Origin of the sequence: Marinobacter sp. MA, from assembly GCF_048298425.1 — a bacterium.
Taxonomy (GTDB): domain Bacteria; phylum Pseudomonadota; class Gammaproteobacteria; order Pseudomonadales; family Oleiphilaceae; genus Marinobacter; species Marinobacter salsuginis.
This window is the reverse complement of record NZ_CP103058.1, coordinates 481,708-506,885: the sequence shown is the minus strand read 5'-3', so window position 1 is coordinate 506,885 and position 25,178 is coordinate 481,708. Positions and strand designations below refer to the sequence as shown.

21 protein-coding genes and 1 pseudogene are annotated in these 25,178 nt (G+C 52.2%); 14 read left to right on the top strand and 8 right to left on the bottom strand.

Going from position 1 to position 25,178, the window contains the following annotated elements; genetic code table 11:
- The first annotated feature begins 15 nt into the window (after positions 1 to 15).
- The 9 genes from NUW46_RS02260 to NUW46_RS02220 all read left to right on the top strand — a co-directional run bounded on the left by NUW46_RS02260 (position 16) and on the right by NUW46_RS02220 (position 9,923).
- Positions 16 to 1,581 carry an FAD-dependent oxidoreductase gene (locus NUW46_RS02260; protein ID WP_108017985.1) on the top strand — a complete coding sequence of 522 codons (1,566 nt, stop codon included), beginning with the start codon at positions 16 to 18 and terminating at the stop codon, positions 1,579 to 1,581.
- Positions 1,582 to 1,612: 31 nt separating this feature from the next.
- Positions 1,613 to 3,073, top strand: a complete 1,461-nt coding sequence (locus tag NUW46_RS02255; protein WP_418141300.1) for a benzaldehyde dehydrogenase — start codon at positions 1,613 to 1,615, stop codon at positions 3,071 to 3,073.
- Positions 3,074 to 3,306: 233 nt separating this feature from the next.
- Complete coding sequence (locus NUW46_RS02250) at positions 3,307 to 4,482, top strand: ABC transporter substrate-binding protein (protein WP_108017987.1); 1,176 nt, start codon at positions 3,307 to 3,309, stop codon at positions 4,480 to 4,482.
- A gap of 98 nt (positions 4,483 to 4,580) precedes the next feature.
- Positions 4,581 to 5,444, top strand: a complete 864-nt coding sequence (locus tag NUW46_RS02245; protein ID WP_108017988.1) for a branched-chain amino acid ABC transporter permease — start codon at positions 4,581 to 4,583, stop codon at positions 5,442 to 5,444.
- A gap of 13 nt (positions 5,445 to 5,457) precedes the next feature.
- On the top strand, positions 5,458 to 6,414 hold the full coding sequence (locus NUW46_RS02240) for a branched-chain amino acid ABC transporter permease (protein WP_108017989.1): 957 nt from the start codon (positions 5,458 to 5,460) through the stop codon (positions 6,412 to 6,414).
- 2 nt (positions 6,415 to 6,416) lie between these two features.
- The gene (locus tag NUW46_RS02235; RefSeq protein ID WP_053114030.1) at positions 6,417 to 7,184 is read left to right on the top strand and encodes an ABC transporter ATP-binding protein; all 768 of its coding nucleotides are present in this window, start codon (positions 6,417 to 6,419) and stop codon (positions 7,182 to 7,184) included.
- Positions 7,181 to 7,894: an ABC transporter ATP-binding protein gene (locus NUW46_RS02230; RefSeq protein ID WP_108017990.1), complete on the top strand. Its 714-nt coding sequence runs from the start codon at positions 7,181 to 7,183 to the stop codon at positions 7,892 to 7,894. Before NUW46_RS02235 ends, NUW46_RS02230 begins: the two co-directional genes overlap by 4 nt.
- A 95-nt stretch (positions 7,895 to 7,989) precedes the next feature.
- Complete coding sequence (locus NUW46_RS02225) at positions 7,990 to 8,994, top strand: porin (protein ID WP_108017991.1); 1,005 nt, start codon at positions 7,990 to 7,992, stop codon at positions 8,992 to 8,994.
- A gap of 119 nt (positions 8,995 to 9,113) precedes the next feature.
- Entirely contained in the window at positions 9,114 to 9,923 is an 810-nt protein-coding gene (locus NUW46_RS02220) for an IclR family transcriptional regulator (protein WP_094182557.1), read from the top strand.
- Here NUW46_RS02220 and NUW46_RS02215 read toward each other — a convergent pair.
- The 8 genes and pseudogenes from NUW46_RS02215 to NUW46_RS02180 all read right to left on the bottom strand — a co-directional run bounded on the left by NUW46_RS02215 (position 9,920) and on the right by NUW46_RS02180 (position 17,322).
- Positions 9,920 to 10,876, bottom strand: coding sequence for an AraC family transcriptional regulator (locus tag NUW46_RS02215; RefSeq protein ID WP_339779263.1), 957 nt, complete (start codon positions 10,874 to 10,876; stop codon positions 9,920 to 9,922). The two genes, NUW46_RS02220 and NUW46_RS02215, sit on opposite strands and share 4 nt — an antisense overlap.
- 199 nt (positions 10,877 to 11,075) lie before the next feature.
- Entirely contained in the window at positions 11,076 to 11,993 is a 918-nt protein-coding gene (locus NUW46_RS02210; protein WP_418141299.1) for an AEC family transporter, read from the bottom strand.
- A 919-nt stretch (positions 11,994 to 12,912) separates the two neighbouring features.
- Entirely contained in the window at positions 12,913 to 13,245 is a 333-nt protein-coding gene (locus NUW46_RS02205) for a tRNA-binding protein (RefSeq protein WP_222466012.1), read from the bottom strand.
- Positions 13,246 to 13,266: 21 nt separating this feature from the next.
- Positions 13,267 to 14,166, bottom strand: coding sequence for a DMT family transporter (locus NUW46_RS02200; protein WP_418141297.1), 900 nt, complete (start codon positions 14,164 to 14,166; stop codon positions 13,267 to 13,269).
- Positions 14,167 to 14,253: 87 nt separating this feature from the next.
- Complete coding sequence (locus NUW46_RS02195) at positions 14,254 to 14,985, bottom strand: helix-turn-helix domain-containing protein (protein WP_418141296.1); 732 nt, start codon at positions 14,983 to 14,985, stop codon at positions 14,254 to 14,256.
- Positions 14,986 to 15,059: 74 nt separating this feature from the next.
- A complete protein-coding gene (locus NUW46_RS02190) occupies positions 15,060 to 16,325 on the bottom strand; it encodes an MFS transporter (RefSeq protein ID WP_418141295.1) in 1,266 nt (421 codons plus the stop codon).
- Positions 16,322 to 16,501 (bottom strand): annotated as a pseudogene (locus NUW46_RS02185) (DsbA family protein); the annotation flags it as partial. The pseudogene NUW46_RS02185 and the gene NUW46_RS02190, both read right to left, overlap by 4 nt.
- An 86-nt stretch (positions 16,502 to 16,587) precedes the next feature.
- On the bottom strand, positions 16,588 to 17,322 hold the full coding sequence (locus NUW46_RS02180) for an SDR family oxidoreductase (RefSeq protein ID WP_418141294.1): 735 nt from the start codon (positions 17,320 to 17,322) through the stop codon (positions 16,588 to 16,590).
- Positions 17,323 to 17,434: 112 nt separating this feature from the next.
- Here NUW46_RS02180 and NUW46_RS02175 point away from each other — a divergent pair, with 112 nt between their 5' ends.
- From NUW46_RS02175 to NUW46_RS02155, 5 genes are all read left to right on the top strand, one after another.
- The gene (locus tag NUW46_RS02175; protein ID WP_418141293.1) at positions 17,435 to 17,929 is read left to right on the top strand and encodes a winged helix-turn-helix transcriptional regulator; all 495 of its coding nucleotides are present in this window, start codon (positions 17,435 to 17,437) and stop codon (positions 17,927 to 17,929) included.
- Between the two features lie 398 nt (positions 17,930 to 18,327).
- A complete protein-coding gene (locus NUW46_RS02170; RefSeq protein WP_418141292.1) occupies positions 18,328 to 19,614 on the top strand; it encodes a diguanylate cyclase in 1,287 nt (428 codons plus the stop codon).
- 5 nt (positions 19,615 to 19,619) lie between these two features.
- Positions 19,620 to 21,275 (top strand): EAL domain-containing protein, encoded by a 1,656-nt coding sequence (locus NUW46_RS02165; protein WP_418141291.1) that lies wholly within the window; start codon positions 19,620 to 19,622, stop codon positions 21,273 to 21,275.
- Between the two features lie 15 nt (positions 21,276 to 21,290).
- A complete protein-coding gene (locus NUW46_RS02160) occupies positions 21,291 to 22,862 on the top strand; it encodes an EAL domain-containing protein (protein WP_418141290.1) in 1,572 nt (523 codons plus the stop codon).
- A 55-nt stretch (positions 22,863 to 22,917) separates the two neighbouring features.
- Positions 22,918 to 24,573: a putative bifunctional diguanylate cyclase/phosphodiesterase gene (locus tag NUW46_RS02155; RefSeq protein ID WP_418141289.1), complete on the top strand. Its 1,656-nt coding sequence runs from the start codon at positions 22,918 to 22,920 to the stop codon at positions 24,571 to 24,573.
- Positions 24,574 to 25,178 lie beyond the last annotated feature (605 nt).

Below are 25,178 nucleotides of genomic sequence, written 5' to 3'. Positions count from 1 at the left end.
CGGCAGGAGTAGATCATGCAAGAAACAATCGAAGCTAAAACAATACCTGCCCACGGTTTGCAGGTAACCCAAGCGTCAGACGTGACCAGCGACAACATTGAGCTCAACGCCGATGCTGTCGTAATTGGATCAGGTGCCGGCGGAGCCATTGCAGCTTATGAGTTGGCCAAAGCCGGAAAAAAAGTGGTGGTTTTGGAAGCCGGCCCTTATGTGCCATCTGAACAATTTTCAGAAATGTTGGCCGTTTCCATGGATCAGCTTTATGCCGACCACGGCGGTCAGTCCAACTCCGCCGGTGACATCTCAATCTTGCAGGGTGCCTGCGTTGGTGGGTCCACAGTCGTAAATGCTGCCCTGTGTTTTCGAACCCCGGATTACTATCTCGACCGATGGGGGAAGGAGTTCGGGCTGACCAATCTCACACCGAAAGTCATGCTGCCCTACTTTGAGAAAGTCGAAGAAAATCTCGGCATTGCACCGAACAAGTCCTTTGAGACCAGTCCAGGCGCCCAACTGCTCAGAGGCGGCATGAAAAAGCTGAACCTTCCCGAAGGTAATGCCAAACGCAATATTCGCAATTGTGCTATGACTGGTTTCTGCTTCGCTGGCTGCAAATCCGACCGTAAACAATCCATGATGGTCACCTACCTGCCCTGGGCCGTGGCCTATGGTGCGACCATCTATTCTGACACGCGGGCCACACAGATCCTCGCAGAAAATGGCAAAGCCACTGGCGTATTGGCCGAAATTGTTGACCAGCAGAGCAAAACGGTAAAGAGCAGGCTCAAGGTCAACGCTCCGATCGTCGTCGGCGCGGCTGGACCGATCCAAATGCCAATCCTGCTTCAGAAAAGCAAACTAGCCAACAGCAATGGCCAGGTGGGCAAGAACTTCGCCTGCCATCCAACCATGTCTGTGACCGGCATGTTCGAGGAGAACGTTGATAACTTCTACGGTGCCACCCATTCCCTATACATGGATAAACATGTAATGCCTGGGGATGGAAGCTACTTGCTGCTCGATGCTATCCAGGAACCCGTGGAGGCCAGTTTTCAGGCCGAGCCAGGCACTGGTAAGCCGTACATGTCCTACATGTCGAAATATCGCAACACAGTTCGCCTAATCACCCTCATCCACGATCAAAACGTGGGCGAGGTAAACTGGAAAGACGGCGTGAAAGAGATCAAATACTTCGTCGACGACGGCGATTTCGAAATCATGAAGAACGGCCTAAAGACCAATGCTCGGGTACTTTTTGCCGCCGGTGCGAAGCAACTGTTCATTCCGACATCCCACAAGCTGACCATCGACAGTGAAGATCAGATTGATGCTGTCATCGATGGGCTCGACAATGAGCCCGCCCGCTATCGCTACACCTCGTTTCACCCCCAGGGTACCTGCCGTATGGGGGCAGACCCGAAATCCACAGTGGTTTCTCCCACGGGCGAAACCCATGAGATCAAGAACCTTTACATCGTGGATGCGAGCCTGCTGCCGACATCGATCGGTTACAACCCCTCGGAAACAGTTTACGCGCTGGCCCACTATATAAGCGACCAGATCAACCGGGCGCACACCTGATTACAGTCGAAAGCATTGAGGAGAAAATACCATGGATGTGCCAGTAAACCCTGTTTGGCAACAGAACCTTTTCCTGGGCTCATGGCAAAATGGCGACGGTGAGCAGGTCGATATAATGGAACCAGCGACCGGGGAGGTGATCACACAACTGAAAGCGGCGACGCCTCTTGACGTTGACCGGGCCGCCATCATCGCCAAAGACGCCCAGAAAAAGTGGATGGCAGTCCCCTTTGATCAGAAAGCCGAGATCCTGCGCAGGGCCGCAGCCCTCCTCAAGGAGCGCGCGGAAGAAATCAACGGATGGAATACCCGCGAGTGCGGCTCAATCGGTCCAAAAGCAGATTGGGAGTTACAGGCTACCTACGAACAGGCTCAGATGGCTGCAGCCATGCCAATGCAGCCCAATGGCGAGATATTCCCGTCAAGCATTCCCGGAAAGCGGAATTATTGGAAGCGGGTACCACTTGGTACCGTAGGTGTTATCGCACCCTGGAACTTTCCCATCCTTCTTTCAATGCGTTCCGTGTTTCCGGCCCTGGCCATGGGTAACTGTGTGATACTCAAGCCGGATCCCAAAAGCAGTATTTGTGGCGGTGCACTGATGGCTCAAATTCTCGAAGACGCCGGACTGCCCGAAGGGGTGTTTCATGTTCTGCCGGGCGGCCCTGATGTAGGCCAGGCTCTCGTTGAACATCCGCTGGTCAAAATGATCTCTTTTACCGGTTCCACCGCGGTTGGGAAAAAGATTGGCGAGATCTGTGGTCGGATGCTTAAGAAAGCCTCGCTGGAGCTAGGTGGAAACAACGCACAGGTGGTTCTCGAAGACGCCGACCTGGACATTGCAAGTTCGTGTGGTGCCTGGGGCTCTTTTCTGCATCAGGGGCAAATCTGTATGCAGACCGGTCGACACCTCGTCCAAAGTTCGGTGGCAGACGTTTATATTGCTCGCCTGGCCGCTCGCGCCGGAAACCTTGCCTGCGGAAACCCTGCGCAAGAACAGGTTCATATAGGTCCACTGATCAACGAGGTTCAGGCAAAGCGGGTAGAGGGTATCGTCAACCGCTCTGTCGAAATGGGCGCACGCATCGTCGTCGGCGGCAGACGTAATGGCAACTACTATGAGCCCACAGTTATAGCCGACGTCACCTCGGACATGCCAGTCTTTTCCGAGGAAGTCTTCGGGCCTGTAGCACCAGTGATGACCTTCGACTCGGATTCAGAAGCTCGTGATCTGGTCAATGAGTCTCCCTATGGTTTGGCTGCAGCGATTCATTCAGGCTCGACAGAACGAGCACTGAAGATTGCCAATCAAATCCAGGTTGGGATGATTCATATCAACGATCAAACTGTAAACAACGAGTTCCAGGTACCCTTTGGCGGCATGGGCAGCTCGGGTAACAGCGGCCGCTTTGGTGGTCCAGCCAACATTGAAGAATTCACCACCAGCCAATGGGTGAGCGTGATGGAAGAGGGTATGCAGTATCCTTTTTGAACCATGAGCTCGCCTGTCATTTCTTGTTGAGCGTCGGTTCCCGTTGGGAACGATCTGCCCTTGCCTGAAGAACGCCCGGTTCTTCAGGCTTTTTTATCGACCAAGCTACTGAATTTGAAAGGTCTCGCAATACCTCTGCAATAACCGGACACGCCTATGCAGAAAACGGATATCTCTGCAGCCCCCACACGCCTCTAATGACAGAACCCACAACAACAATCTGAGGTGTTGAAATGAGCAAGATCAAAACGCTTGCCGGTGCTGTACTGGCAACCACCCTTACCGCCGGGCTCTCAACCTCTGCCCTAGCGGCCGCTGGTGACCCGGTAAAGATCGGTGTCATGCTTCCGTTCAGCGGCATTTACGCACAACTTGGTGAAGCCGGCCGAGATGGCCTGAAGCTCGCTCTGAAAGAGCATGCCGAAAAACTTCACGGATCAAAAGTTGAGTTCATCGAGCTTGATACTGAAGCCAAGCCCTCACGCGCTCCGGAGCTAGCATCTTCGCTGTTGAACCAGCACGAAGCAGATTTCGTGATTGGTCCGGTTCATTCCGGCGTTGCCATGGGCATGATCAAGATGCTGCGCGGTAAAGATACCATTATGATTATCCCCAACGCGGGTTCTGCCGCGGCGACCGGTCCTCTTTGCTCTCCCAACGTATTCCGCACTTCCTTCTCATCCTGGCAGCCGTCCTACCCCATGGGCGAAGTGGCGCTTGAAAAAGGCTACAAGAAGGTTTATGCGATCAGTTGGAACTACGGCATGGGCCGCGAGAGTCTCGACGCCTTCGAAGAGTCCTTCACCGCCGGTGGGGGTGAGATTGTCGAGAAGGTACTGCTGCCTTTCCCGTCCACCAATTTCCAGTCCCACGTCAGCGACATAGCTGACGAGAATCCTGATGCGGTGTTCACATTCTTCGCCGGTGGTGGCGCCATCAAGTTTGTGAAGGATTACGACGCCATGGGCCTGCGCGGCAAGATTCCGCTGATGGGGTCCGGCTTCCTCACCGAAGGTACACTGCAGGCACAAGGTGATGCTGCCGAAGGCGTGATGACTGGGCTGCACTACGCAGAACAGTTGGACGTTCCGAAGAACCGGGAGTTCCGGGAAGCCTTCAACACCGAGTATGGCCACTACCCGGATATCTACGCCGTTCAGGGGTATGACGCAGGGCAGGCCATCGCCAACACCATCGACCAGCTTGAAGGTGATATTTCAGACAAGCAGGCGGTGATCAGCACCATGGAAAAGTTGACCATCGACAGCCCGCGTGGGGAATTCACCTTCTCCAAGGCACATAACCCGATTCAGAACATCTACCTGCGGGAAGTGAAAGATGGCGTGAACGTGGTGCAGAGTATCGCCGCCGAAGCGCTGGAAGATCCCGCCCGTGGCTGCAAACTCTGAGCACGGGCTCTGTTACCCCCCGGCAAGAGCCGGGGGCTTACCTGAAGCTCCCTGCCCATACCTGAATTGACTTATCCGTAAAACCGTTGGGTATTACTATGTCTACCGAACTTTTCTTCGTGCAACTTATTAATGGCATCCAGTATGGGTTGCTTCTTTTCCTGATCGCTTCCGGCCTGACCCTAGTGTTCGGCGTCATGGGCATCCTTAACTTGGCCCATGGTTCCATGTACATGGTCGGCGCCTATCTGGTGTGGTACTTCGTCGCTGTGACCGGCAGCTTTACGGTATCGGCCATTCTGTCGGCAGTGATCGCGCTTGGCCTGGGCATACTCATCGAGCGGGTATTGATCCAGCGACTCTATAACCGCAATCACCTGGACCAGGTACTGCTGACCATAGGCATGATCTTCGTGTTCAACGCTTTGCAAAGCATTCTCTGGGGCAATGATCCCTATGGTGTTGCCGTTCCGGAAGCACTGAGCGGTTCGGTGCCTTTTACCGACAACTCAAGCTATCCGGTGTATCGCATCTTCGCTGCAATGGTCTGCATAGCCATCGCCGCTGCCCTGTACTTCGTGGTGAGCAAAACCCGGCTGGGCATGTTGATTCGCGCCGGCGAATCTAACCGAGAAATGGTAGAAGCTCTCGGAGTCAACATCAAAAGCCTCTATACCATCGTGTTTGCCATCGGAGTCATGCTTGCAGCCGTTTCGGGCATTATTGCCGCACCAATGCGCTCCATCGTTCCCGGCATGGGCGAAAGTGTATTGATCACCTGCTTTGTCGTAGTGGTCATAGGAGGCATGGGCTCGATTAAGGGCGCCTTCGTGGGAGCCCTGCTGGTCGGTGTTATCAGCACTTTTGCTGCGGTTCTAATACCGACCATGTCCAACATGATTATCTACATCTTTATGATCCTGGTGCTGCTGGTGAAGCCCCAGGGCCTGTTCGCCAAGTAAGCGGGAGCCGAACATGATTTTCGAAAAACGCACCGAACGGATTTTCCTGGCGATCTTCTTTGTCATCGCCCTCTGTATTCCCCTTTTCCTGGAGGAGAACTCCTTCTTCGTGGGCAAAGCCACCACCATCCTGATTTTGGCGGTGTTTGTAATGTCTCTGGACTTCCTGGTTGGGCGAGTTGGCCTGGTCACCTTGGGTCACGCCCTGTTCTATGGCCTTGGCGGCTATTTATTCGTGATCCTCACGCCGGAGTATGAGGCAGTCAATTTCTGGATCTACGCCTTTTACATTATGGGGCTTAATGCCCTGATTGCGCTGGTGATCGGTGCGGTGGTGCTACGCACCTCCGGAATCTACTTCATCATGATCACCCTGGCCATCTCGCAGATGGCCTATTACTACTTCTTCGATTCCCTGGAGTTCGGCGGCAACGACGGTCTGTTTATCTTCATGAAGCCAGAAACCAGTATCTTCGGACTGAGCTTCCTGAACCTGGACAACCCCACCCACTTCTATTACCTGGCATTGCTGGCGGTGCTGGTCACCCTGTTGGCCATCAAGATCATCCTGCGTTCGCGCTTTGGCCGCATCGTCGAAGCCAGCCGCCTGAACCCGGAACGTACCGCGGCGCTGGGCTACAACATCTTTGCCTTCCGCCTGATCAGCTACGTCATTGGTAGCACCCTGGCGGCCTACGCCGGTTTGCTGTTTGCCCTGCAGTACGGCTATGTAAACCCGCAATTCATGACCTGGGAAATGTCTGGAACAGCGCTGGTGATGTCCATCCTCGGCGGGATGGGCACGATCTACGGCGCCATTATCGGCACCATAACCTATGAAGGTCTGCAGTATTTCTTCGAGCACATGAGCGAAGACTGGATGCTGTTCATGGGCGGCGCCATCATCCTGATGGTCCTGCTGCTGCGCAAAGGCCTGGCCGGATACCTTGAAAAGCTGCTGGAGAAATAATCATGGCCAACGACATCATTCTGGAAACCGAATCCCTCAGTAAACACTGGGGCGGGATCAAGGCACTCAACGACATTTCCCTGCAGTTTCATGATCGACAACTGCACGGCGTGGTCGGCCCGAACGGCGCCGGCAAGAGCACGCTGTTGAATATGCTGTGCGGCACCCTGCAGCCAACCAGCGGATGTATCTTCCACAAGGGCGAGCAGATTGAAGGCATGAAGCCGTGGAAATTCGTGCGCCGGGGCATCGGCCGCAGCTTCCAGAAAACCAACATCTACGCCGATGTCACCTGCCTGGAAAACTGCGCGGTGGCGGCTCAGCGCCGATTTGCGGGTAGCTTCAATTTGTTCGCGTCGCGTCATTCCAACAAGCTTGTTCAGGAAGCCGCTGAAAAGGCTTTATGTCAGGTGGGGCTCGAAAGCCGCATCCATACCGTTGCGGCGGAAATTTCATACGGAGAGCAGCGCCAGCTCGAACTGGCCATGGTGCTGGCAACCGATCCGTGCATCCTCCTTCTGGATGAGCCCATGGCTGGCATGGGCCACGAAGAATCTCAGCGCATTATCGCGCTGCTGAACGAGCTCAAACAGACCTACTGCATTGTGCTGGTAGAGCACGACATGGACGCAATTTTTGAGCTGTCCGACCAATTAACCGTGCTGGATAACGGCACCCACCTGATTACTGGCACCGTGGATGAAGTTCGCAACGAGCCCCGGGTGAAAGAAGCCTACCTGGGCAAGGAAGACGAGGAGGAAGCGGCATGAGCAACAGCCTTCTAGCAGTTAAGAATCTCAATACACTTTATGGCCGCAGCCACATCCTCCACGACCTGTCCTTTAAACTTGAGAAAGGGCAATCCATGAGCTTGATGGGACGCAATGGCATGGGCAAGACCACCACGCTTAAGTCCATTCTTGGCATCGTGCCACCCCGCAGTGGTCATGTTTACTTTGACGGACAGGACATTAGTAACCTGCCGACATGGAAGCGGATGAGAAGGGACATTGCCTACGTTCCCGAGGGCCGGGGCATGTTCCACAACCTTACGGTGAAAGAACACTTACAAATGGCCGCACGCCCGGACAGCAATGGAAAATCCGGCTGGGACTTCGACCGAGTTATGTCGACTTTCCCTCGCCTTCAGGAGCGCTTGTCTAATTTAGGAACGGAACTCTCTGGGGGTGAGCAGCAGATGCTGGCGATCGGACGGGCGCTGGTCACCAATCCGAGACTGATGATTCTTGACGAAGCCACCGAGGGCCTTGCACCGCTGATCCGAGAGGACATATGGAAGGTTATCGCAACCATTCGCGAGTCCGGCATTTCTACATTGATCGTGGACAAGAACATCAAGGCCCTGAAGAGGCTCTGTGACCGTCATGTCGTTATTGTAAAAGGAAAAGTTCATTTCGACGGCAGCTCTGAGGAGCTGGACCAGAACCTAGAAAAAGTCGAAACGGCACTCAGTGTGTAAATTTACAGAAAACGGATAGGGATGTTCATTAACCGGATATTTGACCCCGCCGCAATAACCGATAGTTCAAGTGCCAAACAACAAGGAGAAGGCAAATGAACTATCGTAACTCACTGCTAGCGCTGGCGATCGCTTCCGGTCTCAGCGCAACACCTTCCGCTCATGCTCTCGAACTCGGCGAGTTCAACGACACCAAATTTAGCATCGGTGGTTATTTCAAAGCCGAAGCCATCTATGAAAAGGTCGATGATGGGGACTCGCGCATCTTCGGTCGCTCAAACCAGTCTCGCGTGAACCTCAAGACGGTGACCCAGAAGGAAGGCCATACCATTGTCGGTTTTGTGGAAGGCGACTTTTACGGCGGAACCTATCCTGGGGAGAACAACGACCTGCGTCTTCGCCACGCGTTCATCAAGGTTGACCAGACCACCGTAGGTCAAACATGGACCGGCCAATTCTGGGCCGTTGCATACCACGACTACCTGGATTTTCTCGGTGGGCCACGCGGCACCTTGGGCGGGTTGAACTTCCGCACCAACCTGATTAGCCATGAGGTGGCCGGATTCCGTTTTACCGCACAGGATCCAGTAAACAACGACGCAGACACCCCCGATCTGGCCGTCAACTACAACCTGAACTTCGACGGCGGTCACCGTGTTATCCTCACCGCATCCGGTCGCGAAGTTGAAAACGGCGACTTCGTGGGTGGCGGTGCCATTGGATCAAAGTTCATGATCGGGCCGCACAGCATTAACTTAAACGCCCACTACGGCGAAGGACTTGGAGCGTTCACCGGTGTAGGCGTGAACAACAGCCTGTCATCCCCCGATGTAGAAAACGGCGATGCTGTAAGCCAGGCAGGCGTCGACGTCGGATTCCGCTACGTCATAAACAGCGATTGGCGAGCCAATGTAGCCTACACAGCCGTTGAAGTGGACGATAACGCCGACACCAACTACGAGGCCCACCGCGTCAACTTGATCCACAACATTACGCGGGATCTGGAAGCCGGGATAGAGTGGCGCAAATACAACCTCGCCTTCGGCCCACTTCTACCGGAGGGCCAGCAGGTTGAGGTAATGGCCAAATACAAGTTCTGATCCAGACCTTCAGAATTGGTACTTTGAAAGAAACCGGAAAGGCGGGCGTCCTCGTTCCCCAGGGCGCCTGTTTTCCACTGGCACACGGCAGAACCAGTCATTCGAAAACGGTAACGTCAATGGCAGAAGAGACCACAAAGCGACAAGGAATCGGTTCGCTGGAAATTGGATTACATATACTCAACTACATATCCGTAGCATCCAGACCCCCGACCCTGAAGGAACTTTCGGGCGCTCTGGACCTTTCGCCTAGCCGCGCTCACAAGTACCTCGTCAGTTTGCTGAGAGAGGGCTATATCAATCAGGTGAATCAGACCCAGTATACTCTCGGCAACTCCAGCCTGACTCTCGGTATTTCTGCGCTCCGGCGCATTAACCCCATTCAATTGAGTTATGCGGCTGTTGATCGGCTTAATGAAGAAACAGACAAAACGGTTTCCGTGACTGTATGGAATGGTAACGGCCCATTGATCATCAAGTGGTTGGATTCAAGCCAGCCAATCTCGGTCAACGTGAGGTTGGGCGCGGAGTTATCGCCACTGAACTCTGCGTCAGGAAGGATTTACCTGGCCCACTTACCAGACAAACGACGCAAGGAGTTGATAGACCAGCACTACGAGAACTCCAAGTCACTCCCAAAACATCGGGGCAAGCCCGTCACCCGAGACGAACTGCAACTTCATCTGGACACCATCAAACGGGATAACTACTGCGCGTTTTTCAGCGATTACCTTCCCGAAATCAATGTGCTTAGCTGTCCCGTGTTCGATATTAACGGCAGCATTGTCACCGTCATCACACTGTTGGGTCTTGATAGGGACACAGATATTAGCGAAGGCTCATTTCTGTTCGAAAAGGTCTTGGAGTGCAGTAAACGGGTCACTCGCCAGATTTGCGGGCAACAACGAGAAGGCAATGGCCGGGCCTAACCGGCCATTCGCAGGGTTTCAGAGGGCAATTCGCCGAAGGATTTTCGATAATCCGACGAAAACCGGCCCAAGTGGCTAAAGCCATAGTCCAGCGCGATCTCGGTAACATTGCGGCATTTTCCCTGTATGAGATCTTCCCGCAACTTCTGCAATTTCAACTGCTTAATGTAACACTTCGGAGTCGTTGCGAAGGCTTTTGAAAAGGCATTGTAGATGGATCGAACACTCATATTAGAGACGCTGGAGAGTTCTTCGATATCAATATTGCGATGCACGTTCTGTTCTATGTGCCTCAGCATCTTACCCAGCATGGGCGTATGAGCAGTTTCGCCCTCTTCAATTGACCAGTTACTCGGAAAAGCTTTCAGCAGCTTCTTGAGTATGATGTCCCGGTAAGGCGCTCCGACTGCGCTTATTTCCTCATCCTCAGCATCATCAAGCTCCGAAAAAACGGCTTCAATAATTTTGATGAGTGCCGGACATAATTTGAGATCGACGGGAATCCGATCAAAACGAATACCATTTTCTGGCAACCGCCGAAGAGACACCTCCCGGGCGTTGATCAATGCTAACTCAGGAACTTTGATGATTAACTTTTCGCAATCTTCTGAATATTCGAGATCAATTTTCTCATAGGGGTTCACCATAAGGCCCTGGCCACTGCGAACTTTCATCCGTTCGCCAGCCTGGTGCCAGACACACTCCCCTTTGGTGACGATTTGCAGGTGGTAAATGGATTCCAGTTCAGGACTTTTTACCCGGACGCAATTTCCGTAGCTAATTTGAGACAAACCAAATCCGGCAAACTCCCTGAAACTTAGACGTGACTTTTGTTCCTGCCCACCGACCATTTCGAGTCTATGATGTCCGATATGCTTATTGACGAAGGATGACACTTCTTCCGGGTGTGCCCCATGGAGGATTGTTTCGCCTGCAAGTTGTTGACTAAACATCAGCTGCCTCATTTACTTATTATTAATTCATTCACTTTAAAGAAAACGGCATGATCAATCAACAACCAATCAAACGCCCTTCTCTCATTGGCAAGCCCCCGATAAAGCAAACGCCTGATGGCGTTGCGCCGAACGCAAATCTGCAGGTGCTGGCAATGAACTGAGAGCGGATACTGCGAGGAATTAAAAATCGAAGCGGTCAGAATGCTAGAGAAATCATGATCGGTATAAAAGCAAGGGCAAAAATTGTAGTCAGTAGAACCGTTCCAGCTGCTTGGCTCGGTGACACATCCATCAAGGTGGCGATAACAACAGCATTCGCAGGTATTGGCGTGATTGAGATCAGGAAAATCGCTTTGTGGGCAGCTGAGTCGTATATATCCAGGAATGTTGCATCCAGCCACCAGAAGCCAATCGCAACCAAGGGCCAGATCACGAACTTTCCAAAAAAGGCCATTGCCGTAAAACGAATGTTGCCTGCCAATCCACGGAAACTGATGATGCTCATACCGATAATCATCATGCCCAGAACACTGTGAGCTCCTCTGAAATTATCGAAAAGCGGAACGAAAATTTCTGGAATGTCGACCCCAGAAAGATTCATCGCCATAGCGGCAATAAAGGCATACACGGCTGGGAGCCTCAGAACCCGGAAAAGGGCGTCTTTAATTCCGAACTGACCTCGTGCGGCGAGATAAAAACCCACCGAGTTTTCGAAAAGCGTTGTTCCGAGCATGCACATGATGTACAGCCCCAGCCCCTCTTTTCCAAAAAGTAGTAGCGCTACCGGCACTCCAAAGTATCCGTTGTTTCCTGAACCGACACACAAAGGGATGATGTTGGCACTGCCATCATTGAGAAACTTACTTGCTACTTTCATCTGGACAATACCTAGTACAGATGCAATCGCAAAAATGAGAAAGGGCAACAGGATAACTTCTGTTGAAAGCGGCGCGGCCATCACACCGGAAAAAACGACCGATGGGGTCACGATGTAAAGCATGATGCCCGCTATGTTTCGGCTGCTGGCCTCCAGATAGCGGCCCGCAATCCAGCCCAGAGCAACCGTTACGTAGAGCGGAATCAGCTTAATAAAGAGAGCAAATCCGGCCGTCATAGGTATTCCGGGTAGCGTTAATATTTCCTGCCAGGCAAGCCGCGACGTTAACAGTGCAAGAGGAAACTGAGGCGTTTTAAAAACATTAGGGATCTCTGAGGCGTTAATCTATCCGCTCAGTGCAGACACTTATCCAGGTGCTGAAACCTGACAGCAATCAATCTCGGTTCAAGCCGCAAAGGACCCAGAAAACCCCGTGGTACATCGCGGTCGAGGCGTTTTCAACCAAACAACTAGTCGTGATTACTGAGGCGCCCAAGACTAGAGACTTACAATAAGTCGCCACCGCTCTAAGTCGCAGCATAAACGACCTCGTCTAAGTGAGAAGCCACTCCGAGATTGCATTTCTCCGAGCAAGTCACGCTCAACAAAATTTATCGAAACAGGGTGGCAAGAATGAGATTGTTTCTTTAATTCAACGATCTAATTTTCTCCGGATCCTAAAGCGTGTCCGATTTCCAGACACTGAAATCCTGACAATTGTGAACTCCCCGACCTGACAAATTCGGATCCAAATATCCGTTTAGGGTGCCTGGTGGGCAACGATCAAATGTCCTGTTTCCGGACATCGGTTACCTGACAGATATGTGCCACACTTCGGTATTAATTGGCTTAAAATGCTGATACATCGGGGTTTTGTAGGGTTGCGTTTTTTGCTTTAGGCATTTGATCTTTGAGATTTTTCACCGATTTAGACCGGTTGCTGCCTACCTTTGAGGTCGCCCTCCGGAGGCAAAGGTCATAGGTTCGAATCCTATCGGGCGGGCCATTATTTCAAAGGCTTGCGTGAAAACGCAGGCCTTTTTTATTTGGTTGTGCCAAATTGTGGCGAACACAATCAGAGCTTTGCACTGAACGAAACCAGAGCATCTTCAGAAGGAAAGGCTAATCCGGGGCGCCAAGGTCGTGTAGCGGACACTCAGAACAAGCGCTCACCATTTTCCACTGGCTCATCCGGCCTTACCAGGGTAACTGCGCCCTCGGAGGTTTGCACTCCAGTGACCAGGCACTCTGACCGAAAAGGACCGATCTGCTTGGGCGGAAAGTTGGTTACAGCAAGAACCTGCCTACCGATGAGATCCTCTTTGTCATACCGATCCGTAAGCTGTGCGCTCGACTTACGGATACCAATATCCTGCCCGAAATCCACCCGCAGTTTATAAGCGGGCTTACGCGCTTCGGGGAAATCCGCCACTTCAATAATAGTTCCGATACGCAATTCAATTTTCTCGAAATCGTCCCAAGTAATCATCTCGCTGCTCCTTTTGAGTAATCAATCAGTTAACATTTCTGGCTCGGCGACAGTCCGGCTTTTTGCACGACCAGCGATCAAAGAGCCAATGACGATCAGAAGGCTAGCACTCAACACCGCTAACGTTGCCTCGCCATATCCAGCAAAGATCAACAGGATCACTGAAATCAGTGGCGCACTGTATGCAAGCGTTCCCAGTAACTGGATGTTCCCGTTTTTTACGCCATAATCCCAGGTGAAGAATGCGATGCCGACCGGTCCAAGGCCCAGCCCGACCACGCCAATCCATTGCATCACGTCCTCAGGCCATACCGTTTCCTCCCATAACAGATGACAGATCAAAGCCAGAATGGCTGTAACACCACAGAACCAGCCCACAGCATCTGTCGGCACTGAACGAACCAATCTGCTCAGCACGGAGTAAGAGGACCAAATCAGCGCACACAACAGAGCAACCACGTAGCCCGACAGATTTTCCCAGGCAAACCCGTCCGTATTTTGGCTGATCAACAGCCAGCAACCAGCCAAGGCAACCACGGCCCCAACGATGTACTGAGTTCGCAATTTTTCGCCCGGCAAGAGCGCGGAAAGAAGAACGATCAGCAAAGGCCAAAGGTAAGCCAGAAGGCTCACTTCAACGGCTGGTGCCAGCGTCATGGCCTTGAAATAGGCAAAGTGATAACCGAACAAGCCGACGACACCTATGCACCACGCGAGCGGTGATTGCCTTAGATATCGCACGCCCGTATGCCCGGAAAGCAGCCAGCGGCCGGACATCAGCAGAAACGCGATGCCGAAGGTCATGGCCATAAGCTGGAACGCGGGAATCTCGCCACCAGAAAGCTTGGTCAGCAGCGCCAGAGTGCCCCATAACAGAACGGAAATTGAACCGATCCACGTAGCCGCGTTAACAGATGCCATGCCCCCCTCCCTGAAATACTCATACTTGAATGATTTCGAAGGAGGGTATCCAGGGCGGGGAAAAGGTTCTTTGGAATCCAGGCGGAACTATTTCGAAATACGGCGGAAGTGGCTGGGCGACTTGCCGAAGTGGCCTCTGAACCGGTCGCTGAAGGCGGATAACGACGAATAACCAACAGCATCGGCAACTCTCTGCACGCTGAGCCCAGACTGCTCCAAAAGCCGCCATGCTTCCTTCATGCGCACCTCCGTCAGATATTGATGCGGCGTCATGCCCACTTGGCGACGAAACAGATCGTTCAACTGCCGGATGCTCAGGTGTGCCGTGGCCGCAGCCTCGGCCAAGGAAAGCGGTTGGCTGAAACGTTCATCCAGGAATTGTTTTGCAGCACGGACCCTGCGATCCAGCTTAAGCTGACTACCATGGCGCTCCTGAAGCAACTGAATCAGTAGGAGCAGCATTTGATGCTGGGTGAAATCTGACTCAGTCCCATTGTGAAGCTGTGCGTGAAGGAACTGGACGTAATGGAGCAATGCGGGATCCAGATCCACGAAACAAGGCAGCTTGTCCAGTGCCGGGGCTAACCCCTCGGGGACGTCCGCAACCAAAAACCGGTTCTCTTCTGTCGCACAATACCCATGGCCACTCCCCGACGGAATGATGGCTGCTCGATGCTGAGCTACCTCTCCGTCCATGGCATCGACGGACAAAGACAACTTTCCAACTAAGGGCAGCACAAGTTGATGATGGTCGTGGGAATGACTTTTCCCCTCCTCATCATAAGTTCGTATGTGCAGGCCAATATCTGATTGCTTCATGCCGCCAGTATAATCTGAAATACTTGAGAATCTTCTCCGAGCGTTCTCAGAAAGTTGAATGAGGCAAAGCTTGATCAAGCGGCCAGCGCTGTCGCCTTTCGCTGAGACCAGGGATATTCCTTAACCGGCAAGTGAATCACCGCTGACAGGGCCCCGACCCCCACGCCAACCCACCAGACCAGAGTATAGTCGTTGTAGGTGTCATACATCGCGCCACCCAGCCAGACCCCCAAAAAGCCGCCCAGTTGATGGGAAAAGAATACCAGGCCGTAGAGCGTACCCATGTATTTCAGGCCGTAAATATGAGCGACCAGCCCCGATGTCAACGGTACGGTGGCCAACCAGAGCGAACCCATGGCAACGGAAAACAGCACCACCGTTTCTGGTGTGATCGGGGTCATGATAAAGGCCGCCGACACAAGCGTTCTCAGCAGGTAGACGCTGGCCAACAGGTATTTCCGGGAGTACTTGTTACCCAGCCAACCAGCGCACAGTGTTCCGCCAATATTGAACAGCCCAATCAGTGCGATGGAAATGGCGCCAAGACCGGAAGCCGACGTCACCCCAAGCGTATAGAGCAGGCTGTCCGGGGCAATTGGGCCGCACATTTCCGTAATGAACGCCGGGAAGTGTGCAGTGATAAAAGCCAGTTGGTAGCCACAGGAAAAGAAACCGATAAAAATAAACAGGAACGACGGGTCACGCACCGCACGCTTGATGACAACACCCATGGGCTCCTCGCTCCCCATGGGCTTCTGCGGCTTCGGTGCTCGCATGAGCAACAAAGCCATCATGGAGAGCACGATAAAGCCCGCGCAGGCAATAAACACCGACTGCCAGGGCATCTGGCTGAGAAGAGCGTTGGCCACGGGCGGACCGACGATCTGGCCGGCAGAACCTGCTGCGGTGGCGATTCCGAGCGCCATCGACCGATGTTTGTCTGAAGCCGCACGCCCGACCACTGCCAGGATGACCCCGAACCCCGTACCGGCGATGCCGAAACCAACCAGCATTTCCAGCAACTGATGTTGCCCAGGGGTTATTGCAAAAGCCGACAACACCAGTCCGGCCACGTAAAAAGCGCCACCGCCCAGAATCGCCTTCCGGTCGCCATAGCGTTCCGCGAAGGCACCAAAGATCGGTTGCCCTATGCCCCAGAACAGGTTCTGAATCGCAATGGCCAGTGAAAACGACTCCCGCGGCCATTGAAACTCCAGGGCAATCGGCAACTGGAACAGCCCGAACGAAGCACGAACCGCAAAACTGACCAGAATGATGATGCACCCGGCAATCAGGACAGGGTTGATCAGTCGATCATAGGTGCCCGAAGAGGCGTTCAAATTTCTGCTCCCCGGCTGACTGAAAGATAATTTTCCAACTGCGGCATTCGATCTTGTCCGAAGAACATCTCGTCACCAACGAAAAACGTAGGAGCGCCAAAGATACCACGCCTTACCGCTTCTTCGGTGAGCCGTTTGAGTTCGGCCTTTACGGATGGGTCTTCACAAAGAGCCAGCGCGGGCAGCTGTGTCCAGGCCAGGTAACTGGCAGGGCTTCCCACATCAAAATAGAAATCAATTATTTGAGTCATGGCGTCACTCCTTAAAAGTTTTCCATCCAGGGCCGGAGGTCCAGTTCATGGGTCCAGCAGTCTCTGGGTTGTTCGTGGAGCCGCCAATACTGCTCTGCAATATGGTCGGGATCGAGGATACCGCCCTGCGCTTTAAGCGCGTAGCGATCTGGAAAGTTATCGCGGATAAAGGCGGTGTCAATCGCACCGTCGATGATTGAGTGCGCCACGTGAATACCTTTGGGCCCCAGTTCTCTGGCCATACTCTGAGCCAGGGCTCTCAAGGCGAACTTGGCACTGGAAAACGCGGCAAAACCGGCACCGCCCCGCATGGAAGCCGTAGCACCTGTAAAGATGATGGTTCCCCGGCTCCGCGGCAGCATGACTTTGGCCGCCTCCCTGCCAGCAAGGAATCCCGCGAATGCGGCCATTTCCCACACCTTTCGGTAAACACGTCCGGTTGTCTCGGTAATCGGAAACTGAACATTGGCACCGATATTGAAAACCACAACACCTACTTCACCGATTTCTGACTCAATTTTTGAGAACAGACCGCACATAGCCTCTTCGTCACGAGCATCGCAGCCCAGTCCGATGGCCTTACCGCCATTTTCTTCAATCTTTTGGACGAGCGGAGCTAAGGCGTCCTGATGACGTCTTGTTGCAACGACCACATAACCCTCTCTGGCAAATCGTTGCGCAATCGCCCCACCAGTGGCGTCGCCGGCACCGATCACTACAGCCACTTGTTGTTCGTCATTTGTCATAACTATTTGCCCCTTGCTACATGCGGGTTCTTTTTTGGAACTAATTAATAGTCAGTTCCTTTTTGGAACCTGTCAAGATAAAATGAAGGAAGAATCCAGGGGGAGTTAACACATGCGTTGGGAAGAGCTGGATCAAGAGCCATGTTCAGTGGCCAGAGCCTTGGCTGTTGTCGGTGATCGCTGGACACTCATCATCCTGCGGGACTGTTTTCTGGGAGTACGTCGATTCGATCAGTTCGAAAGCCGGCTTGGCATTACCCGTCACGTCTTAACGCACCGGCTGAAAAAGCTCGTTGAGAACGATGTACTGACCAAAGTTCCGTATCAGGAAAAACCGCTTCGAGAGGAATACCGGCTGACCGAAAAAGGGCTAGCCCTACACCCGGTAATCATGGCACTGGTGCATTGGGGCAACACTTACATGACCGATGAGCGCGGGGTTCCTCTGATACACATCCATAAATCCTGCGGCCACCGCATGTCTCCGGTGACTACTTGCTCCGAATGCGGTGAGGAAATAACGGCTCGGGACATTCGTGTCGAAGTCGGTCCCAATTGGGAGAGAGCAGCCCGCGATCTGATCCCAAAACGCGCTCCCAAGCAATGAAGGTAATATGTTTGTCTGATTTCAAGCGGGAAACGGGAGAAATTAAGAGTTTCGGATGTTCGCTCTTGTTTAAGGAATTCGAGGAGCCCGGACTGGTCGCAAAGCGGACATTCGAATCCTCTTACTAAATTCTGTAAATCGTAAATTGACCTTACCACTCTTGGCGCACGCTACCGCCTCAAAGGGTATTTCACCCTAGCAATCAGACTGCCCGAGGACCAAAAGCGGGAATATTGTTCCGATCGGTAATTCCTCCAATTAAAGGTTCTGGATGCCTTAGGTGCGACAAAATGTCGCATCTTCATACTGGAAACTACCCACAGGACCCACGTATGTATATCTGTAGCCTGTGCAACCTTTCACTACAGATAAGGACTCCGCGTTCATGGACAAACAGCGTGTCCGGTAGATCTCCGATACCGGAAACCTCAGCGCCAAAGCTCGAAATTGATCGTCAATTTCCGACCGAATTCACCAATAGCGTTGCCTCCTTGCGGTGGGACGTTACAACAGAAAAATGCCTCGTTAACGAGGCGTTCAATGACCTTTTGGGGCCTTCCCACAGGAGAACCGGAGTTAACCTGTCGGAATTGATGACCCCACCGGACATATCAAAGCTTTTTGAAAAGCTGGACCCGAAACGATCGCCGAATGCTGAGGACAACGGCACGTTTTTATGTCGGCTGATCGGGCGCGACGAAAAGATTCTGTGGTTAGAGACAACCGTCTGCGAGTGTTCAGCAACTGGGGGAATTTCGTATCGCTATGCAACGTTCAAGGATGTAACTGACAGGCTGACCAAAGAACTGTTTTTCGAAAACTTTGCCGATTCATTACCTGGCATCGTTTTCTCTTACACAGTCTATCCAGACTCCAGTCACTACTTTTCGTACATCAGCATAAAAACCAAAGAGTTTTTCGGTATTGAAAACAAGGAGTTCCTGGCCAATCCGGACTTGGCGTTCGACATTATCGAGCCCGAAGACCTGCCTTTTGTTCGTGAGAGGCTCGCCGAATCGAAACGCACGATGACTCACTGGAAGGCTGAGTACAGAACAACCGTCAAAGGCAAAACTCGGTGGTTTGAGGGAACTGCCATTCCAAAACTCCAACCGAACGGGAGCGTGACCTGGAATGGCATAACAATCGCCATCGACGATAGAAAAAACCTTGAGCTTGAGCTAAAAGAAGTAGCTAGCAAGGACTACCTGACCGGAATTTTTAATCGTCGATACCTCAGCGAGTTCCTGCGGGACCAGTCAGAACGGTTTGATCGCTACCAGGAACGTTCGAGCGTGATCCTGATCGACATTGACAACTTTAAAGCAATAAACGACGAACATGGCCATGACTTCGGTGACCTCGTTCTTCGTCAGTTCTCTGAACTTGTACGCAAGAACGTCAGAAAGGTCGATACCTTCGGTCGAATGGGTGGCGAAGAATTCCTGATTGTTCTACCGAACACGGGAGTTCAACCGGCACTGAAAGTCGGGAAGAAAATACTCAAGAGAACCAGATCGGAACTCAAGACGATCAATGGCATAGACGTTGCACTGACCTTCAGCGCGGGCATTTCTGAATTCTCCACTGATCAAACCAGTGCAAATAAAGTCCTCAAACGCGCAGATCAGCTTCTTTATGAAGCAAAGTCTGAAGGAAGAAACGGCATAAAAACTGACGGGTAACATGCATGGAATCGATTTCTGACATTGCACTTCAATGCTTTGATTCTTCCAACAGCGGAATTGTGATCAGCAGTTGTGTAGAAGATTTTCCCATCATCTACTGCAATGACGCCTTTTGCTCGCTCACCGGGTACGAGCGGCCAGACGTCATCGGCAAGAACTGTCGCTTTCTTCAGGGAGAAGAGACCAACAAGACCGTCGTCGGGGCCATCAAGTCAGCGATCGCACAGAGCAAAACCCATCGCATCGTCATCAAGAACTACCGGAAAGACGGTGGGGCTTTCTGGAACGACCTCTACCTGACGCCGATCCGCAACGGGAAAGGGTCTGTGACCCACTACCTGGGCATTCAGAACGACATCAAAGACCTGGATCGTAATAACAGGAACGTTCCGTTTCACTTTCCGTACGATGACCTGACTCAACTGCCGACACCCGGCATGGCCGTGGAGCTCATTAAAATGCGGGCGATGGATAAGCCTGGAGAGCCACTGGCTATTTCCCTAGGCACCATCAGCATCAACGGCCTGGCGAACCTGCGTGGCTTCATGGGAAACAGTGCAGCCGACACGGCCATTCTCGACATTCGGGACCGGCTGCAAGCCCAACTCGACGAGGATGCAATTCTGGCACGTGCGGGAGAAGGCGAATTCATCATTATTGTCCCGTCGACGGAAGGCGAAGACACTTTCAACAAAACGTTGGAGCAGCTTTGCGAGAGTACCCTGAGGCCGGTAAGGATCGATGGGCAGATGTTCCAACTAACCTTCAACGGCGGCTTCATTAGCAGGTTGCCCTACTCGATGATTGACGAAAGCACGCGCTTTTGCAGTTTTGCTTTGGCTCAGTCGCAGGACGAGGGTCGGAATCGCGTCGTTGAGTTCACAGATACCGACTTAAAGCGTGCGCAGGCTGATCAGCTCCTGGCCGGACATATACCGACGGCACTTCAAGAGGAAGAGTTTTACGTTGCCTATCAGCCCCAGCTAAATCTTGAGACCCGGGATGTCGTTGGCTTCGAGGCTCTGGCCCGTTGGGAACATCCGGAGCATGGCATCGTCTCCCCCGGTCGCTTTATCCCTTTGTGCGAGCAATCAGGCTACATCAATGCCCTTACGCTCAACCTTTTGGAGCAAATCTGTCATGACCTACCGGATATCTGGGAGCGGTATGGCGACATCAAGGTTTCGCTGAACCTATCACCTTTTTCTTTGCTGGATACGCATTTCATTCAGGAATTTATTGATACCGCGACCGCCATCTGTGATGTAAAGGGAAAAGTCAGCATCGAAGTCGTGGAAAATCTCTCAATCGACGGGTACGAGTCAGCGTCCAGGAACTTGGCTGCTCTGAAAAAAGCAGGCTTCGACGTTGTTCTTGATGACTTTGGCACCGGCTACTCCAGCCTCTCTTATATCAGACGCCTGGGAGCGTCAGTTGTGAAAATAGACAGGGAATTTGTCATGAATCTGAGCCGGTCCAACCATGATGATCTTGCGATCATTCGGTCTGTTATCTCCCTGAGTAAGCAATTCGGTTTCGATGTAATTGCCGAGGGCGTTGAATACGAAAACCAGGCAGCAATCCTCCTTGAGGAGGGTGTCGCGATCGGCCAGGGCTACTTCTTCTCCAAGCCTCTAAAAATCGAACACTTTCTTTAAGAGACGATCGACTTTATGACCGGCTTTTTGATATCGCTCACGGCCGCAACCAATAAATGGTCAGTGGATCGAATTATTCTGCTGACCCTACTCGCGGCGGCTTGTCAGTTTTTCTTGATCATCTGGGCACTTTCCGTTTCGAGTGAAAACGGCGTAGCTTTGATCAGCTATCTGCTGGCCCCGGTTGTGATTGCGTCGGCCATTCTGGGGGTAGCGTCTGGTATCGCGACCAGCGTCGTTACGTTCACCATCCTGAACCACCTAAGGACGGGTAACGAGCACCTATTTGCGGACATCGTCTACCTTTTCTGGCTGATCGTTATCGCCATTGTTATCGGGCTTTTTCGAAGAATGGTACACACCCTCGCATCTCAAGACTCTGATGCTGTGCAGGGTTCGAGCGAACAGAATGTTCAGCTGCAAACATCGCCAAGCGAGGATGGATATGACGTCGACCCGGACCGAAAGAAATACCTCATCAAGTTTGAAAACGCTGAAAGCCTCCTGGAAATAACCAGCAAAGAAACTGTGGCCCAGTTGCTTGAGGATTTTTTTCGGCACATGAGCCAAAAGGTCGAAGGGCCTAAGGAATTGGACTCCGTTACAGACGAAGATTTTATTTTCTCTGTCCTGTCCCAGAAATACTCCGCAAAGGAAATAAAGGAGTTACTGGAGGGTTTCAATCGCTCAGATGTCTCGGATCTGTTGTTGGATGCGGATATCAGGCAGCTTCAGCCCGGTTCAAAATCCGCACGGGAGAAGCAGGCCAGAGCATCAGATTCAAAAAGCTCAACGACTGAAACTCGGCAGTCCTCGAAATCTGACGATGCAGGCGTCACCATCAATGATGTCGGAAAGGCACTGAAAAATCAGGAGCTGTTTCTCGAATATCAGCCACGTTTGGACACCATGTCAGGTCGCTTCACTGGTATGGAAGCCCTGGTGCGTTGGGATCGCGGTGGGAAAACCTTCTACCCCAGATCGTTTCTGCCTTTTATTGAAAATACCCGATTGTCTCTGCCATTCAATAAATGGGTGATCGACCAGGTCATTCAGTTGATGGAAAGCCGAATCGACGAGGGCAAAAATGTCGCAGTATCTATCAATCTAAGCAAAAGAGAGCTGTTTTCAGATGAGATGCTTGCGCACCTGCGCCAAAGGCTTTCTACAAGTCGAATCAGGGCATCCAGACTCGGAATAGAAATCGACGAATCGGCATTCAAGCGTGCTCTGGCGACTTCTCCCGAGACTCTTGCAGCCATCCGCAAACTCGGCGTTGAAATTGTCATTGATGGCTACGGCTCTCAGCATTTCAATCTCTTTAACCCTGCGGGTGTGGATTTCTTCGATGCCATCAAGGTTGATGCAGGTTTGCTTTCCTGGAAGGCCCGCGAAGCACACGAGCAGGATCAACTGAGAACAATCAAAGCACGCCTTGGCGAAGCGGACGTGCGCGTTATTCTGAAGAATATTGAAAGAAAGGATCAGCTCAAATTGGTCAAAAAAGTAGGGAGCGATGAAGTGCAGGGGTACCTGATTGCCCGACCGTTCCGGGAAAACGCTTTGCCTTGGGATCGGTTCGTCTGACGCTTTTGTTTTTATGCAGTCGCAAACGCATTAATAGCAGTCTAAGGTTTAAGGAATGAATAGCTCCGGTAGCAGTTACAACTCGGAACTCTCATCCCTAACACCAGCATCCAACATACGGACGCCCGGTCTAAGGTTCATCGCCATTGGCTGCCTTTTGGCGGTCGCCACGGCACTCGTCTACATTACCGGCGGCACGTCCTATGCCTATCCCTATGTAGCACTTCTGCCTGTTCTCCTGTCAGCTTCATGGTTTGGCCTTCTCGGAGCCGTAGTGTGTGCAATTGCAGGAGGAGTACTCATAGGCCCGTGGATGCCCCTGAATGTCAGCGAAGGCACTTTTCAGACCACAGATAACTGGTTAGCCCGGATAGCGTTTTTTGTCGTTATCGGGGTGTTTTCGGCAGCACTGTTCCAAAGGCTCCGCAAAGCAAACCAGCGGCATTTTAAAGCGCTCGAACTCGATCAGAGAACCGGTCTCTACTCTCAGGCGGCACTGATACGAGATCTGGAACTTTTGAGAGGATCGCCAGATGATTCTTCGCGAGCGATTTTACTCATTCGAATGCAGGATCTATGGGAGATACTTCAGTCATTGGGTGCTGATGCAGCAGACCAAGTGGTGAAAGAGGTAGCGAGCCGAATCAGCAAAAATTTAGCTATCCCCCATCAGGTCTATCGGTTCAGCAAGTCTGAACTTGCTCTTCTTTTTTCGGCGAAATCGCCAGAGGACATCGACTCCGTCTTCGAGATCTCTCAAAGAATTGGCGAAGAAGAAACAACTGTGAATGGCATTGCACTGCGAATTCAAATGGCAGCAGGCGGGTATGTTTTCGATCCTAGCGACGAGAAGGGCGAAACCATCATAAACCGAGCAAGAACCGGTCTCTCGGTCGCCATGGAGAGCAACGCGTCCTATAGACTCTATGACCCGTCATTTGATCAGAGAACAGCTGACCGGGTTAAACTCATCGCCAAGGTCCGCGATGGCCTCGCAAATCAGGAGTTTGAACTCTTCCATCAACCGAAAATTTGTTTGCGGACAGGAAAGCACGCGGGATCAGAAGCCTTGTTGCGTTGGTTTAACAGAGATGGCAATTGGGTCATGCCGGGTCTCTTCATGCCTAAAGTTGAAGCAACAACGCTGATCAATCCGGTGACCAGGTTCGTTGTTTCTCAAGCGTGCCAACGCATTCACTCAGAACAACTAATGCCTGTGAGCGTTAACTTTGCGGTGAAAAACCTCATGGACCCAGCGCTCATCAATAATCTGGGGAAGACTGTGTCCTCTCTAGGTTGCAGCCCGGAATCGTTGGAAATCGAAGTTACAGAGAGCGCACTCATACAAGACCCGAGCCAGGCAAGAATTGCCGTAGCGAGTTTGCGGGATCAAGGCTTTAAAGTCAGCCTGGATGATTTCGGTACGGGCTACTCGTCCTTCCAGTATCTGACCCAATTACCTCTCACCGGATTGAAGATCGACCGCGCCTTTGTTACCGATCTGGAACACAGCGACGATGCCCGAACAATTATGGAGTCCATGATTTCCATGGCTCACGCATTAAAGCTAGAGGTTACAGTCGAGGGTATAGAAACTCTGGAGCAGCACCGCATCGTGACCAGGCTTGGAGCGGATTTTGGTCAAGGGTTTTTCTACTGCAAACCAGTTCCTTTGGCGGAGTACGTGAGTTTTAGCTATGGCAGCCAGTAGCCTGAAACCTCTCTGACAGCCCCTCCTCACGTGCTTGCTTCCGCTTGAAAAAGGTCACTTCCGCTCATTTTTTTCTCGAAATAGCACGCAACGACATGCCACAGTTCACATTAAGAGGTACAGAACTGAAGCTTCGGTCGCAAAGCGGACATTCGGGTTGTGCGATAACGCTGATGGTAACCGGCGCCGGAACGCAGCGGAGGGAAGCCAAAAGCGGTACGCTTTTGGCTTCCGATTGACCGATTGGTTATATCAGTGTTTGCTCCCAGAACGGACGATCCTCTGTCGCTCTGTGCATGCCTTAATATCCAGGCACTCATACCCCGCGTGCATAAGGGCCTGAAATTTCAATATATGACCTACACTCTGACACTTCTTACATTTCGTATGGCTTACTCGAGTCATGGTCTTCTCCATAAGGAAATTGAAGACTTAACCGTAACCGAGCCATGAACGTTTTGCAGAACTATTCAATCTTCACAGAAGGCCCGTGCCAGATCTCTAGAGATCTCGTCTCCCCACCCAGGTTCAATGAAACGGTGAGGCTGAGACACGATTGACTCAGCTTGCTCAAGATTCCCTAGAGCCACTAAGGTGCACGCTAA

Bases quoted from the DNA above. Each gene is read 5' to 3' on its own strand.
- NUW46_RS02260 (WP_108017985.1), top strand. From the start codon at position 16: ATGCAAGAAACAATCGAAGCTAAAACAATACCTGCCCACGGTTTGCAG.
- NUW46_RS02255 (WP_418141300.1), top strand. From the start codon at position 1,613: ATGGATGTGCCAGTAAACCCTGTTTGGCAACAGAACCTTTTCCTGGGC.
- NUW46_RS02250 (WP_108017987.1), top strand. From the start codon at position 3,307: ATGAGCAAGATCAAAACGCTTGCCGGTGCTGTACTGGCAACCACCCTT.
- NUW46_RS02245 (WP_108017988.1), top strand. From the start codon at position 4,581: ATGTCTACCGAACTTTTCTTCGTGCAACTTATTAATGGCATCCAGTAT.
- NUW46_RS02240 (WP_108017989.1), top strand. From the start codon at position 5,458: ATGATTTTCGAAAAACGCACCGAACGGATTTTCCTGGCGATCTTCTTT.
- NUW46_RS02235 (WP_053114030.1), top strand. From the start codon at position 6,417: ATGGCCAACGACATCATTCTGGAAACCGAATCCCTCAGTAAACACTGG.
- NUW46_RS02230 (WP_108017990.1), top strand. From the start codon at position 7,181: ATGAGCAACAGCCTTCTAGCAGTTAAGAATCTCAATACACTTTATGGC.
- NUW46_RS02225 (WP_108017991.1), top strand. From the start codon at position 7,990: ATGAACTATCGTAACTCACTGCTAGCGCTGGCGATCGCTTCCGGTCTC.
- NUW46_RS02220 (WP_094182557.1), top strand. From the start codon at position 9,114: ATGGCAGAAGAGACCACAAAGCGACAAGGAATCGGTTCGCTGGAAATT.
- NUW46_RS02215 (WP_339779263.1), bottom strand. From the start codon at position 10,876: ATGTTTAGTCAACAACTTGCAGGCGAAACAATCCTCCATGGGGCACAC.
- NUW46_RS02210 (WP_418141299.1), bottom strand. From the start codon at position 11,993: ATGACGGCCGGATTTGCTCTCTTTATTAAGCTGATTCCGCTCTACGTA.
- NUW46_RS02205 (WP_222466012.1), bottom strand. From the start codon at position 13,245: ATGATTACTTGGGACGATTTCGAGAAAATTGAATTGCGTATCGGAACT.
- NUW46_RS02200 (WP_418141297.1), bottom strand. From the start codon at position 14,166: ATGGCATCTGTTAACGCGGCTACGTGGATCGGTTCAATTTCCGTTCTG.
- NUW46_RS02195 (WP_418141296.1), bottom strand. From the start codon at position 14,985: ATGAAGCAATCAGATATTGGCCTGCACATACGAACTTATGATGAGGAG.
- NUW46_RS02180 (WP_418141294.1), bottom strand. From the start codon at position 17,322: ATGACAAATGACGAACAACAAGTGGCTGTAGTGATCGGTGCCGGCGAC.
- NUW46_RS02175 (WP_418141293.1), top strand. From the start codon at position 17,435: ATGCGTTGGGAAGAGCTGGATCAAGAGCCATGTTCAGTGGCCAGAGCC.
- NUW46_RS02165 (WP_418141291.1), top strand. From the start codon at position 19,620: ATGGAATCGATTTCTGACATTGCACTTCAATGCTTTGATTCTTCCAAC.
- NUW46_RS02160 (WP_418141290.1), top strand. From the start codon at position 21,291: ATGACCGGCTTTTTGATATCGCTCACGGCCGCAACCAATAAATGGTCA.
- NUW46_RS02155 (WP_418141289.1), top strand. From the start codon at position 22,918: ATGAATAGCTCCGGTAGCAGTTACAACTCGGAACTCTCATCCCTAACA.